The organism is Arthrobacter ruber, assembly GCF_002954225.1.
GTDB classification, from domain to species: Bacteria; Actinomycetota; Actinomycetes; order Actinomycetales; family Micrococcaceae; genus Arthrobacter_D; species Arthrobacter_D ruber.
In genome coordinates this window covers 109,157-122,831 of record NZ_PPTH01000013.1, presented here as the reverse complement: position 1 = coordinate 122,831, position 13,675 = coordinate 109,157, and the positions used below count along the sequence as shown (strand labels likewise).

General features: G+C 70.9%; 12 protein-coding genes and 2 tRNA genes. 11 read left to right on the top strand and 3 right to left on the bottom strand.

All coding sequences use genetic code 11. The features are described from left to right. Window positions 1–92: 92 nt before the first annotated feature. The 8 genes from CI785_RS16985 (at window position 93) to CI785_RS17450 (ending at window position 7,707) form a co-directional block, all read left to right on the top strand. The gene (locus tag CI785_RS16985; RefSeq protein WP_157940160.1) at window positions 93–233 is read left to right on the top strand and encodes a hypothetical protein; all 141 of its coding nucleotides are present in this window, start codon (window positions 93–95) and stop codon (window positions 231–233) included. 181 nt (window positions 234–414) lie between these two features. Further along, window positions 415–1,188, top strand: a complete 774-nt coding sequence (locus tag CI785_RS04510) for a fumarylacetoacetate hydrolase family protein (protein WP_105030894.1) — start codon at window positions 415–417, stop codon at window positions 1,186–1,188. Between the two features lie 80 nt (window positions 1,189–1,268). Next, window positions 1,269–2,777 carry a glutamate--tRNA ligase gene (gene gltX, locus CI785_RS04505; protein ID WP_105030893.1) on the top strand — a complete coding sequence of 503 codons (1,509 nt, stop codon included), beginning with the start codon at window positions 1,269–1,271 and terminating at the stop codon, window positions 2,775–2,777. A 45-nt stretch (window positions 2,778–2,822) separates the two neighbouring features. Further along, complete coding sequence (locus tag CI785_RS04500; protein ID WP_240615001.1) at window positions 2,823–3,569, top strand: HAD family hydrolase; 747 nt, start codon at window positions 2,823–2,825, stop codon at window positions 3,567–3,569. A gap of 69 nt (window positions 3,570–3,638) precedes the next feature. Then, window positions 3,639–3,710, top strand: a tRNA-Gln gene (locus CI785_RS04495). Window positions 3,711–3,777: 67 nt separating this feature from the next. Further along, window positions 3,778–3,853: transfer RNA gene (locus tag CI785_RS04490), tRNA-Glu, on the top strand. 117 nt (window positions 3,854–3,970) lie between these two features. After that, complete coding sequence (locus CI785_RS04485) at window positions 3,971–5,806, top strand: dynamin family protein (RefSeq protein ID WP_105030891.1); 1,836 nt, start codon at window positions 3,971–3,973, stop codon at window positions 5,804–5,806. Continuing rightward, window positions 5,803–7,707, top strand: coding sequence for a GTPase (locus CI785_RS17450; RefSeq protein WP_240615000.1), 1,905 nt, complete (start codon window positions 5,803–5,805; stop codon window positions 7,705–7,707). The genes CI785_RS04485 and CI785_RS17450 overlap by 4 nt, the downstream gene beginning before the upstream one ends. Window positions 7,708–7,920: 213 nt before the next feature. Here the strand turns inward: CI785_RS17450 and CI785_RS04475 are convergent, their stop codons facing one another. The 3 genes from CI785_RS04475 to CI785_RS04465 form a co-directional block, all read right to left on the bottom strand. After that, on the bottom strand, window positions 7,921–8,568 hold the full coding sequence (locus tag CI785_RS04475; RefSeq protein ID WP_105030890.1) for an MBL fold metallo-hydrolase: 648 nt from the start codon (window positions 8,566–8,568) through the stop codon (window positions 7,921–7,923). A gap of 72 nt (window positions 8,569–8,640) precedes the next feature. Next, window positions 8,641–9,183 carry a DUF1697 domain-containing protein gene (locus CI785_RS04470; RefSeq protein ID WP_105030889.1) on the bottom strand — a complete coding sequence of 181 codons (543 nt, stop codon included), beginning with the start codon at window positions 9,181–9,183 and terminating at the stop codon, window positions 8,641–8,643. A 1-nt stretch (window position 9,184) separates the two neighbouring features. Continuing rightward, window positions 9,185–9,904 (bottom strand): IclR family transcriptional regulator, encoded by a 720-nt coding sequence (locus CI785_RS04465; RefSeq protein WP_105030888.1) that lies wholly within the window; start codon window positions 9,902–9,904, stop codon window positions 9,185–9,187. Between the two features lie 136 nt (window positions 9,905–10,040). Here CI785_RS04465 and leuC point away from each other — a divergent pair, with 136 nt between their 5' ends. The 3 genes from leuC to murA all read left to right on the top strand — a co-directional run bounded on the left by leuC (window position 10,041) and on the right by murA (window position 13,672). Continuing rightward, window positions 10,041–11,504, top strand: coding sequence for a 3-isopropylmalate dehydratase large subunit (gene leuC, locus CI785_RS04460; protein ID WP_105030887.1), 1,464 nt, complete (start codon window positions 10,041–10,043; stop codon window positions 11,502–11,504). A gap of 9 nt (window positions 11,505–11,513) precedes the next feature. Further along, the gene (gene leuD / locus CI785_RS04455) at window positions 11,514–12,113 is read left to right on the top strand and encodes a 3-isopropylmalate dehydratase small subunit (protein WP_105030886.1); all 600 of its coding nucleotides are present in this window, start codon (window positions 11,514–11,516) and stop codon (window positions 12,111–12,113) included. A gap of 209 nt (window positions 12,114–12,322) precedes the next feature. After that, complete coding sequence (murA, locus tag CI785_RS04450) at window positions 12,323–13,672, top strand: UDP-N-acetylglucosamine 1-carboxyvinyltransferase (protein WP_105030885.1); 1,350 nt, start codon at window positions 12,323–12,325, stop codon at window positions 13,670–13,672. The last annotated feature ends 3 nt before the right edge of the window (window positions 13,673–13,675 follow it).

Genomic DNA, 13,675 nt, shown 5'->3' with positions numbered 1-13,675 from the left:
GTGGCTGGTGTGGCTTACGATGATTCCAGAGCCGCTCGTGGTAGTAGGGCGGGACTCCATCACTGTCTAACCGAGCCCAAAGGACCAACACCATGAAGCGCTTCACCTCCGCACTCCTCCTCGCATCTCTCCTCGTCACTGGCGGGGCTGCTGCCGCCAACGCCGCTCCCGCGAAGGCCGATACAAAGACCTCCGTGTCCTCGACTGACCGCGTCAACAACTGGCCCTACTGAGCCTCTCGGTCGGGCACGGCGATCCGTTAGGAACGCGGCCGGGCCGAAGGTTTTGACGCAGTGCCGGTACCGCGGGCACCTTCTCTGGGGAGAGGGTGCCCGCGGTATCGCGTTAAGCCCGTCCGCGGGCGAGGCGGCGGGGCCCCGTGCCTCGGGATCGGCGCAGGCTAGGCTTGGCGCCATGCGAATCGCACGCTTTGTCGTAAATGATGACCCATTGTTCGGTGTCGTGGAGGGCGCTCCCGGGAGCGAGGAGGTCGCCGTCATCCAGGGCGACCCCTTCTACGGAGGCGTCCAGCTGACCGGCGTCCGCCACGCCCTCGAGGATGTCCGGCTGCTCGCGCCCGTCATCCCGCGTAGCAAAGTAGTGGGTGTGGGCCGGAACTACGCCGACCACATCCAGGAGATGGGCAGCGAGACGCCGGCCGCGCCACTGATGTTCCTCAAGCCGAACACGTCGGTCATCGGCCCCGGCGATCCGATCATGCTGCCGTCCTTCTCGGACCAGATCTCCTACGAGGCGGAGCTGGCCGTGGTCATCGGCCGCATCTGCAAGGACGTCCCGCTCGAGCGCGTCGACGACGTGGTCTTCGGTTACACCTGCGCCAACGACCTCACGGCACGCGATGTGCAGAAGACCGACGACCAGTGGGCCCGCGCGAAGGGCTTCGACACGTCCTGCCCCATCGGCCCGTGGATCGAGACGGACCTCGACCCCGAGAACCTCACCATCCGCGGGACGCTCGACGGCGACCTCCGCCAGGACGGCTCCACGAGCGACATGATCTGGGGTGCCCGCGAGCTCGTGGCCTACGTCTCCCAGGCGTTCACCCTCCTGCCGGGGGACATCATCCTCACCGGTACGCCCGCCGGCGTCGGGATGATCACCGACGGCCAGCGCTACGAGGTCGACATCGAGGGCATCGGCCGCCTGTCCAACCCGGCACGCCGCTGACCGGTGCGCGCCGTCGTGCCCCCTCCGGGGCCCGACGGCGCGCGGTCGGGCCGGGTGGTCCCACCTAGACTGGGAGCATCATGACTACTGCCGCTGAGATCCCCACCGTCACCGATGCCACGCCCGTCAGGGTCCGTTTCTGCCCGTCCCCGACGGGTACGCCCCACGTCGGGCTGATCCGGACCGCCCTGTTCAACTGGGCCTACGCACGCCACACCGGCGGGAAGCTCGTCTTCCGCATCGAGGACACCGACGCCGCCCGTGACAGCGAGGAGAGCTACCAGCAGCTGCTGGAGGCCATGCGGTGGCTCGGCATCGACTGGGACGAGGGCGTCGAGGTGGGTGGCCCCCACGCGCCGTACCGCCAGTCGCAGCGCGGCGAGCTCTACCAGGACGTGATCGCGCGGCTCGTGGAGGCCGGCCACCTCTACGAGTCCTTCTCCACGCCCGAGGAGGTGGAGGAACGGCACCGTGCCGCGGGCCGCGACCCCAAGCTGGGCTACGACAACCACGACCGCACGCTGACGGAGGAGCAGAAGGACGCCTTCCGCTCCACGGGCCGTCCCGCCGTCCTGCGGCTGCGCATGCCGGACGAGGACATCACCTTCACGGACCTCGTGCGCGGCGAGATCACCTTCCGCGCCGGCAGCGTCCCGGACTTCGCCGTCGTGCGGGCCAACGGCGCGCCCCTCTACACGCTCGTGAACCCCGTGGACGATGCCCTGATGGGCATCACGCACGTGCTGCGCGGCGAGGACCTGCTGTCCTCGACACCCCGGCAGGTGGCCCTCTACCGCGCGCTGATCGAGATCGGCGTGGCGAAGTACATGCCCCTGTTCGGCCACCTTCCCTACGTGATGGGCCAGGGAAACAAGAAGCTCTCCAAGCGGGACCCGGAGTCCAACCTCTTCCTGCACCGGGAGCGCGGCTTCATCCGCGAGGGGCTCCTCAACTACCTGTCCCTGCTGGGCTGGAGCCTGTCCGCGGACGAGGACATCTTCTCCGTCGAGCAGCTCGTCGAGAAGTTCGACGTGCGCGACGTCCTCGCGAATCCCGCACGGTTCGACCTCAAGAAGGCGGAGGCGATCAACGGGACGCATGTGCGGCTCCTGGATCCCGCCGAGTTCCGCAGCCGCCTGCTGCCGTACCTCGCCGCTGCCGGCATCATCGGGGGAGAGCCCACGGAGGAGGAGCTGCGCATCGTGGCCGAGGCGGCCCCGCTCATCCAGGAACGCATCACCCTGCTCGGCGAGGCGCCCGAGATGCTCGGTTTCCTGTTCAAGGCAGACGACGCCGTGGACATCGCCGACGACGCCCGCAAGGGCCTGCCGGAGAATCTCGGGGACGTGCTCGACGCGACGGTGGACGCCCTCGAGGGCGTGGAGGCCTGGGACGCGGAGTCGCTGCAGGCCGTTCTCCGGAGCGCACTCGTGGACACGCTCGGACTGAAGCCGCGCCTGGCGTTCGGGCCCGCCCGCACCGCCGTCTCGGGACGCAGGATCTCCCCGCCGCTCTTCGAGTCGATGGTGATCCTGGGCCGCGAATCCTCGCTGGCGCGCCTCCGGGCCCTGCGCGAGACGGCGGGCTGACCCGTGCCCGCTCCGGCCGGACCGCCTGCGCCGCGGGACGGGACCGTGGACGGCGTCCTGTTCGACATCGACGACACGCTCGTGGACCTCGAGCAGGCGATGGGGCACACCCTGCAGGCCATCCCCGATCCGGCCCTCAGCCATCTGGGCGACGACGACTGGGTGCGCTACAAGGCGCTGTACACGACCGACCCGCAGCGGCACTACGACCGCTTCCTCGCCGGTGAGCTCACGTTCGAGGAGCAGCGCGTGCACCGCGTGCGGCACGCGCGGGCCGGGTTCACCCCGGAGCCGTTCCTCGGGCGGGTGGCCGAGGCGTGGGTGCGGTCCTACGAGCAGATGCTCCCACAGCACTTCCGGGCCTACGAGGACGTCGTCCCGCTGCTCGACGCGCTCGATGCCCGTGGCGTCCCCTACGGTGCGGTGAGCAACAACGTGCACGACTATCAGCGGGCCAAGCTCGACAGGGCGGGACTCCAGCGCATCGCCGTCCTCGTCGGCATCGATACCGTAGGGGTGGCCAAGCCGGACCCCGCGATCTACCGGGAGGGTGCCCGCCTGATCGGCACGGCGCCGGAACGCACGCTGTACGTCGGGGACAACAGGCTGGTGGACGCCGAAGGGGCCTGCTCGGCCGGGCTGGTGGGTGTCTGGCTCGACCGCGCCGGACGCGGGGAAGAGCGCGGAACGGACTCAGGAACGACGACGGGCGTCCTCGCCGAGGGCGCGTCGGAGGTGCCGCGCATAGCGGGACTACCGGCCGTTTTGCAGTTCCTGCCTCCTGTCCGGTAAAGTTGTTTCTCGGCGCGGAGCAGTTATGCGGCCGGAACCCAGCACCACCGGGTCTCCGAAAAGCGCCCTTGGGGTATGGTGTAATTGGCAACACACTGGTTTCTGGTACCAACATTCTAGGTTCGAGTCCTGGTACCCCAGCGCACTTCCGCCCTCACGGGCGGGATGGCAAAAGCAGTAGAAGAACAGTAGTAGGATGGAAAGTACTGGCCCCATCGTATAGCGGCCTAGTACGCTGCCCTCTCACGGCGGTAACGCGGGTTCGAATCCCGCTGGGGTCACCATCGGGAAGTCCCGGACATCACCACGATGTCCGGGGCTTCCTGCTTTAAGGCCTGGTACGGCGTCTGCCTCCCGAGGCAGATCTCTGATGCGTCGGGAAGCACTGGCATGATGGGACCATGAGCCCATCCTCCTCCGCCGGCGACGCCCGCGGGCTTCCGCCGCTGCTGCGGGAAGTCAACAGCGCTCTCGAGAACCTCGCCTTCCCGCTGCAGCTCCCAGGCTCGGTCGATGCCCGTGCATCGAAGCAGGCGGCCCGCGAGCAGCTGAGCGACTACATCCTGCCGCGGCTTGCCAGCCTCGACGCGCCCCTCGTCGCCGTCGTCGGCGGGTCGACAGGTGCGGGCAAATCCACTCTCGTCAATGCCCTCGTGGGCAGGCCCGTCTCCGTCACGGGCGCCGTCCGGCCCACCACGCGCCAGCCGCTCCTGCTCCACCACCCGGACGATGCGCCCTGGTTCGACGACACCCGCGTGCTGCCCTCCCTCGGTCGCGTCCGGCTCGCGGGCGACGGCGAGCCGAAGGACGGGCCCGTGGACGACGGCGGGACAGCGGCGGGCGTGGGATCGTCCGACGGGCTGCCGGCGCAGCAGCAGGAATCGGGTGGGGAAGCGGGCACGCTGCTCCTGCGTCCGACGGCGTCGCTGCCGTCCGGGCTGGCACTGCTGGACGCCCCCGACGTCGACTCGATCGCGGACGAGAACCGACGGCTCGCCGGGCAGCTCCTGGCGGCCGCCGACCTCTGGCTCTTCGTGACCACGGCCAACCGCTACGCCGACGCCGTGCCCTGGAAGCTGCTGGCCGAGGCAGGGCGACGCGACGTCCTCGTGGCGATCGTGCTCGACCGGGTACCGCCCGGCATCGAGGAGGAGATCAGGGGAGACCTGCTGACGCTGCTGTCAGCGGAGAACCTCGGGCACGCTCCCATCTTCGTCATTCCCGAACTGCCGCTGGGCGCCGCGCGGATGCTGCCCCCGGATGCCGTCGAGCCCATCACGCGGTGGCTGCAGGCCCTCGCCGCGGACGCCGACGGGCGGCGCGACATCGCGCGGCGTACGGTGCAGGGGGCGATGCGGGCACTCGCGGACCGCGTCGACGGGATCGCCGAGGCCGCGAGCCGCGAGCAGGCGGTCGGGGACGGGTTGCGTGCAGCAGCGGACAATGCCTATCGCGAAGCGCTGGCCACCGTCATGGCGTCGACGGAGGACGGCACGCTGCTGCGGGGCGAGGTCCTCGCACGCTGGCAGGACTTCGTGGGGACGGGGGAGTTCATGCGGGGGCTCGAATCGAGGATCGGCCGGGCACGGGACCGCGTCAGCGCCTTCTTCACGGGGAAGCCGGCGCCCGCTGCCACCGTGGCCGATGCAATTGGCAGCGGCCTGCAGACCGTCATCGTGGAACAGGCCGCCCGCGCGGACGAGTCGACGCGGCGCCGGTGGCGTGGCGACACGGCAGGAAGCGTGCTGCTGCAGGGGCTCGATCCGTGGCGCGCCGACGAGGTGTCCGCCGAGGTGGCGCGGGAGGTCCGTGCCTGGCAGGAGGACCTCCTGCGGCTCGTCCAGGCCGAGGGCGCCGACAAGCGGTTCACGGCCCGCATGCTCTCCTTCGGTGTCAACGGCATCGCCGTCGCGCTGATGGTGGTGGTCTTCGCCTCCACCGGTGGACTGACCGGCGGTGAGATCGGCATCGCCGGTGCCTCCGCCATCGCAGGGCAGAAACTGCTCGAGGCGGTCTTCGGCGACGACGCCGTCCGGCGCCTCACCGCCATCGCCCGCTCCGACCTCGCAAAGCGCGTGGAGGCCCTCCTGCAGCGGCAGCGGGCACCCTTCGAACGCCTCCTCGACCCGTTGGCCCGGCAGACGCCGGCGGAGACCCTGCGCGTGCTGGCCAGCCGGCTCCGCACCGCACTGCCCGCGGGACACGCCGCGGCGGACGTCCACGGGGACGACGCGTGAGCGGACACCGCGGAGCGACGGCGGAGCTCCCGCTCGCCGAATCCCTCACCGACGCCCTCGGGCACCTGCAGAAGGCGCACGAGCTCGGGACGGACCGCCTACCCCAGGACGAGATCGCGCGGCTGCACGCCATGCTGGACCGCGCGGGCAGCCGCCGGTCGCTGTCCGCCGACCACACGGTGGTCGGGGTCTTCGGGCCCACCGGCAGCGGGAAGTCCTCCCTCGTGAACGCCCTCAGCGGTACGGACGCCGCCCGCGTGGCTGCGAGGCGTCCCACGACCTCCGAGCCCCTCGCGCTCGTCTGGGGCCGTCAGGGGAGCGGTGAGCTGCTCGAATGGCTCGGCGTGCGCCAGCGGGTGGAACTGCCCGACGGCGCGGTTCTCGCGCGGCCAGTCGGAGGTGTCGCAGGTGTCCACCCTGATCGACACGCCGGAGCGGGTGGAGGTATCGGACGCGCTGCCCTCGGCGATGGCGCCGGCGGGGCGCCGGACGACGCACCCTCCGCGGAGGTCCGTGCCGACCCGCCCGCGCGACGGCGTGGTCTGCTGCGCTGGTGGCGCCGCGGCGCGTCGTCGGTGCGTTCCGACCCCACGATGACGCCGCGTCCCGGCCGGTCCTCCACCGCCGGGGCCGATGCCACCGGCTCCGAGTCCGCAGGCCCTGATGCAGCGGGACTGATCCTCCTCGATCTGCCGGACTTCGATTCGACGGCCCTGGCGCACCGTGAGGTCGTGGAGCGGATGGCGGGGCAGGTCGACGTCCTGCTCTGGGTGGTCGATCCCCAGAAGTACGCCGACGCCGCCCTCCACCATGGCTTCCTGCGCAACCTCGGCACGCACGAGGCCGTGACACTGGTGGCCCTCAATCAGGCGGACCGCCTGGACCCGCAGGACCTGGGCGCGGTCACGGCCTCGCTCGGCGGCATCCTCGCGGACGAAGGACTGCAGGGCGTCGCCGTCGTCCCGGTCTCCGCACGGACGGGCCAGGGCGTGGACGCCCTGGCGGCGGCGATCAGGGACCTCGCCGAGAGCCGGGCCGCTGCCACCCGGAGGATGGCAGCGGATGCCGCCCGGGCGGCGAGCGACCTTCTCCCGTTCACGGCGGAGAACCCCTCCGCCGGCCCGTCGGAGGAGGCCCGGACGGCCCTGGCCGAGGGGCTCGGATCGGCGGCGGGTGTGCGGGTGGTGGTCGACGCCGTCCGCACCTCCTACCGCCGCGACGCACATGCCGTCACGGGCTGGCCCGTCACACGGTGGCTCGGGAGGTTCCGTCCGGACCCGCTGCGGCGGCTGAACCTGCGGCGGCAGGACGTGATGCCCGAGGTGCGCCGCTCGTCGCTGCCCCTCAGCCAGCCCGCGCACCGGTTCAAGGTGGACCAGGCGCTGCGCGTCTTCGGGGACGCGGCAGCCGTCGGGGTCACGGAGCCCTGGCACACCTCCATCCGTGATGCCGCCCGCGGCACCGCCGGAGAGCTGACGGACGCGCTCGACTCCGCCGTGACGGGCACCGATCTGGAGACCGGCCGTCGTGCATGGTGGGGGGTCTTCGGCCTCCTCCAGTGGATCGCCTTCGCGGCGCTCGTCGCAGGACTGGCCTGGCTCGCGGTCCTCGCGGTCCTCGGTTTCCTCCAACTGCCCGCGATCGACGTCCCGCGGGTCGAGGGCTTCCCCGTGCCGACCCTGCTCATCCTCATGGGAGTGGCCGCCGGGATCCTGCTCGGCGTCGTGGCGGCGCTCCTCGCCCGCTGGGGAGCAGCCCGGCGGGCGGCACGCGTACGCCGCCGCCTCGTCGCCGCCTGCTCGCAGGTGGCAGAGACCGTGGTGCTGGGTCCGGTGACGGACGAGGTGGATCGGTGCAACCGGTTCCGCACCGCGGTCCTCCGGGCGGCAGGGCGGGCCTGAGCGCGCTGCGTCGGCGGACCTGCGCCGGCGCGCGGGTGCGGGGCTCGGAGCCCCGCGCCCAGGAACCGGGTCCGGGCGTACGGCCTGCTCGCGGACGTCGCGCCCGGCAGGCAGGAGACATGGGTCGACTACGCCCTAGACCGGGGGTCGCAGATCGCGGGACGTTCGGGCGTCCCCGCGGGCCGACGCGGAGGGTCCGCAGCGGGCGGCTGGTCAGCCGGCCTGCGCCGGAACCCGGGCCACCGGGCTGTGGCCGGAGCAGATCCACTCCACCGAGTGCGTGCGGATGCGCTCGTCCAGCAGCCGGACGGTGCTCGCCGCCGTAGGTCCGTCGTCGATCAGGATCCGCGGGAAATGGCTCACCCTGCCGTCGGCGCCCACCCTGACCGCATCGCCCGTGAACAGCACGCCGCGCCACTGGTAGGCGTAGTGGCCCGGCGTGTGGCCCGGCGTGGGGAAGTACGCGAGACCCGGGAAGATCTCGCCCGAGCCGCTGAGTTCCCGTGTGCCGGCGGGGAGCTGCACACGCGCCACCCGGCGCAGCATCTTCCGGAACAGGGTCCGCGGCTCGAGGACGCCGCGCAGCGTGTCGGCGTCGGCGGCCCCGAGCCACACCGTGGCGCCCAGGGCCTCCTGGAGGCGCCGGGCCGCCTGCGCGTGGTCGACGTCGTAGTGGGTGAGGACGATGTCCGTGATCGGACCCGTGGTGTCCTCGTTCGCCCGGAGCTCGGCGATCACGCCGTCGAACCCGGAGGACATGCCCGGGTCCACGACTGCCGCGTGACCGGCGCCCGCCACCACGAACCCGTGCGAGCCCCTCTGGTGCTCGAGCTGGTGGCAATCCTGGGCGATGAGGCGCATGGTGTCCTTCGGCTGGTCGTGAGGGCTAGCCCGAACACTACCAAGCAGGGTGCAGCGGCCGGAGGGCGTCGCTCACCCCAGGAGGCGCAGCACCCTGTCCACGGTGTTGACGTTCCGTGTGGTCGACGTCGCCGCGTAGCGCGCCCGGGCGAGCAGCCGGGCGAGCGGGACGTCGGTGGACCGCCCCTTGGGGGAGAACCACCCGATCGCGGTGCCGCCGGCCAGCACCGTGGGGTGCAGCCCGTGAGCCTCCGCGAGGAACGCCGCGAGCTCGTCGGTGCCCGTGAAGAACGTGACGTAGGTGTGGACGGCCTGCCCGTCGGCCCCCGCGTCGTCCGGCGTCGGGACCGAAGCGGCGATCGCGGCGAGGCCGGCATGGTCGACGACGATCACCCGAGCCGCGTAGCCGAAGCGCGCCGTCAGGGCCTCCTCGACGCGGCTCCGGAGCCCGGGGGCGTCGAGGGCGGACGAGCAGACCGCGTTGCCGCTGGCGAGGACCGTCGCGACGCCGCTCACGGGGAGGTCCGCGAGCAGGGCGCGGAGCTCGGCCATGCGGACCGTCACGCCGCCGACGTTGATCCCGCGCAGGAAGACGGCGTACCGGGTGGAGGCCATGTCAGTCCGAGGACGCACTGACGGCGAGCGTGAGCTGGCGCGCCGCGTCTGCGACGACCTCTGCGTGGATGCGCCCCGGCTGCCGCGTGAGGCGTTCCATGGGACCGGAGATCGACACGGCGGCGATCACCCGCCCGGACGGACCCCGCACGGGAGCGGAGACGGACGCCACGCCGGCCTCGCGCTCGCCGAGGCTCTGGGCCCACCCGCGTCGTCGCACGCCCGCGAGCACGGTCGGCGTGAACCGGGCCTGCTGCAGTCCCTTGAGCAGCCGGTCGTGGTCCTCCCACGCGAGCAGGCACTGCGCGGCCGATCCGGCCTTCATGGACAGCTGCGTTCCCACCGGGATGGTGTCCCGCAGCCCGACGGGCCGTTCGGCCGACGCGACGCAGACGCGCCAGTCACCCTGCCGCCGGAACAGCTGGGCGCTCTCACCGGTCGCATCACGCAGGCCGAGCAGCACGGGCCCCGCAGCGGCGATGAGGCGGTCCTCGCCGGCCGCCGAGGCGAGCTCCACGAGCCGGCTGCCGAGGACGAACCGCCCCTGGATGTCCCGCCCTACCAGGCGGTGGTGCGCGAGGGCGAGGGCAAGACGATGGACCGTGGGGCGCGCAAGGCCCGTCGAGGCCACCAGCTGGGCGAGCGTGGTGGGGCCGGCCTCGAGGGCGTCGAGCACGAGTGCGGCCTTGTCGATGACTCCGACGCCGCTAAAATTGTCCATAGGATGATATTGCCGTCTCACCATCTGAGACGCAACCTCCCGGGCTGGCCCTCGCCGCCCGGCGCTGGTTGAGTGGAACCATTGGTCGGGCCGCCCTACCGGGTCCGGTTCGTCGGAGAAGAGAAGGACGGTCGACATGGGCAAGACACTGGCAGAGAAGGTCTGGGATGCGCACGTGGTCCGCAAGGGCGACGTGGTGGGCGCGGAAGCCCAGCCGGACCTCCTCTACATCGATCTGCACCTGATCCACGAGGTCACCTCGCCGCAGGCGTTCGAAGGCCTCCGCCTCGCAGGCCGGCCGCTGCGCCGCCCCGACCTGACGATCGCCACCGAGGACCACAACACGCCGACGCTGGACATCGACAAGCCGATCGCCGACCTCACCAGCCGCACGCAGATCGAGACCCTGCGCGCGAACTGCCGGGAGTTCGGCGTCCGCCTGCACTCGCTCGGTGACGCCGAGCAGGGCATCGTCCACGTCGTCGGACCCCAGCTCGGGCTCACCCAGCCAGGCCTGACCGTCGTGTGCGGCGACTCCCACACCTCCACACACGGGGCGTTCGGAGCACTCGCCATCGGGATCGGCACCTCGGAGGTGGAGCACGTCATGGCCACCCAGACGCTCTCGCTGAAGCCGTTCCGCACCATGGGCATCACCGTCGAGGGCACCCTGAAGCCCGGCGTCACCTCGAAGGACATCATCCTCGCCGTCATCGCCAAGATCGGCACGGGCGGCGGCCAGGGCTACGTGCTCGAGTACCGCGGGTCCGCCATCCGGGCGCTGTCGATGGAAGCCCGCATGACCATCTGCAACATGTCCATCGAGGCCGGAGCGCGCGCAGGCATGGTGGCCCCGGACGAGACGACCTTCGACTACCTCAAAGGCCGCCCGCACGCACCGGAGGGTGCGGACTGGGACGCCGCCGTCGCCGACTGGCGGGAACTGCGCACCGACGACGACGCCGTCTTCGACGCCGAGGTCTTCCTCGACGCGAACGAGCTCGAACCCTTCGTCACCTGGGGCACCAACCCCGGCCAGGGTGTCTCCCTGTCGCAGTCCGTCCCGTCGCCCGACGACTTCGCCGACGAGAACGACAAGGCCGCCTGCAACCGGGCGCTGGACTACATGGACCTGGCGCCGGGCACCCCGATGAAGGAGATCAGGGTGGACACCGTCTTCCTAGGCTCCTGCACCAACAGCCGCATCGAGGACCTCCGGATCGCCGCCGGCATCATCAGGGGCCGCCAGAAGGACCCGGCCGTGCGCATGATGGTGGTCCCCGGCTCCGCGCGCGTCCGCCTGCAGGCCGAGGCGGAGGGCCTGGACCGGATCTTCAAGGACTTCGGCGCCGAGTGGCGCTTCGCCGGCTGCTCCATGTGCCTGGGCATGAATCCGGACCAGCTGGCGCCGGGGGAGCGGTGCGCGTCGACGTCCAACCGGAACTTCGAGGGTCGCCAGGGCAAGGGCGGGCGGACGCACCTCGTCTCGCCCGTCGTCGCGGCTGCCACCGCGGTGCGCGGTACCCTCAGTTCGCCGTCGGACCTGTCGCCGCTGCCGGCGACCGGCGCCCACGCCGCGTCCACCGTCCCTGCAGCCTAGGAGCCCGCCATGGAGAAGATCACCACGCACACCGGCATCGGGGTGCCGCTGCGTCAGAGCAACATCGACACGGACCAGATCATCCCCGCCGTCTACCTCAAGCGCATCACGCGGACGGGCTTCGAGGACGCGCTCTTCGCCGGCTGGCGCAAGGAGCAGGACTTCATCCTCAACCGCGAGCCCTTCTCCCGCGGCACGGTGCTCGTCGCCGGGCCCGACTTCGGCACCGGCTCGTCCCGTGAGCACGCGGTGTGGGCACTGAACGACTACGGTTTCAAGGCCGTGCTGTCCTCCCGCTTCGCGGACATCTTCCGCGGGAACTCCGGCAAGCAGGGACTGGTCGCCGCGCAGGTCGCCCAGGACGACATCGAGCTCATCTGGAAGATCCTCGAGAACGAGCCGGGCGCCACCGTGACCGTGGACCTCGTCTCGCGCAGCGTGCAGTGCGGTCCGGTGAGCGCGCCGTTCCAGCTCGACGACTACACACGCTGGCGCCTGCTAGAGGGCCTGGACGACATCGGCCTGACCCTCCGCCAGGAGGAGCACGTCACCGCCTTCGAGGCCCGCCGGCCCTCCTGGAAGCCGACCACGCTCCCGGCGCGCACCTGAGCAGGCAGGAGAGGGCGCGGCGGACTGTCGCGCGCGTCACATGCCGTTCGGGTGCCCGGGAGGAATGACGACGCACCCGTGCAGGTTCTCCTGAGAACAGGGAGTACACCACGTACCCTTGTATTTCTGTCTGCACCGCGGTGCTCCTATGCTTGGTACGAGCAATTGCGAGTCCGTGGGGGTTCAACGTACGAGGAAAATAGGTATTCATGGGTAGCGTTCTGACCATCCGCGGCGGCATCCCGCTGACCGGCAAAGTATCCGTCCGCGGTGCGAAGAACCTGGTCCCCAAGGCTATGGTCGCCTCCCTGCTGGGCAACACGCCGTCGGTCCTGCGCAACGTCCCCGAGATCAAGGACGTCGAGGTGGTCACGAGCCTCCTGCAGCTGCACGGCGTCACGGTGACGAAGGACCCGGTCACCGGCGACCTCACGATGGACCCGGTCAACGCCAAGATGGCCCGCTCGAAGGACATCGACGCGCACGCCGGGGACTCCCGTATCCCGATCCTCTTCTGCGGCCCCCTCATGCACAGCATCGGCGAAGCCTTCATCCCAGACCTCGGCGGCTGCAAGATCGGCGACCGCCCGATCGACTACCACCTCGAGGTGCTCCGGAACTTCGGCGCCGTCGTCGACAAGCGACCGGGCGGCATCTCCATCTCCGCCCCCAAGGGCCTCCACGGTGCGAAGCTCACCCTGCCGTACCCCAGCGTGGGCGCCACCGAACAGGTGCTCCTGACCGCCATCCGCGCCGAGGGCATCACGGAGCTCTCCGGAGCCGCCGTCGAGCCCGAGATCATGGATCTCATCGCCGTGCTGCAGAAGATGGGCGCCATCATCACGGTGCAGACGGACCGCGTCATCCGCATCGAGGGCGTCAGCGAACTCACCGGCTACAACCACAAGGCCATCTCCGACCGCAACGAGACGGCGTCGTGGGCGTCCGCCGCGCTGGTCACCCAGGGGAACATCTACGTCGAGGGCGCCCGTCAGCTCGACCTCACCGCCTTCCTCAACACCTACCGGAAGATCGGCGGTGCCTTCGACGTCGACGACGAGGGCATCCGCTTCTACCACCCCGGCGGCCCCCTGAAGCCGCTCGTGCTCGAGACGGACGTCCACCCCGGATTCATGACCGACTGGCAGCAGCCGCTCGTCGTCGCCCTGACGCAGGCCTCCGGCGTGTCGATCGTGCACGAGACCGTCTACGAGAACCGCTTCGGCTTCACCGAGGCCCTCATCCGCATGGGCGCCAACATCCAGCTGCACCGCGAATGCCTCGGCAGCGTCCCGTGCCGCTTCGGCCAGCGCAACTTCCAGCACTCGGCCGTCATCTCCGGGCCCACGCAGCTCCGCGGCGCGGACATCGACATCCCCGACCTGCGCGGCGGGTTCAGCCACCTCATCGCGGCCCTCGCCGCCGACGGCGTCTCCCGCGTCACGGGGATCGAGCTCATCAACCGCGGCTACGAGCGTTTCCAGGAGAAGCTCGAGGGTCTCGGCGCCGACTTCGACATCACGGAGGACGCCCCGGTTCCTGCCGTGGTCTTCTCCTAGGCG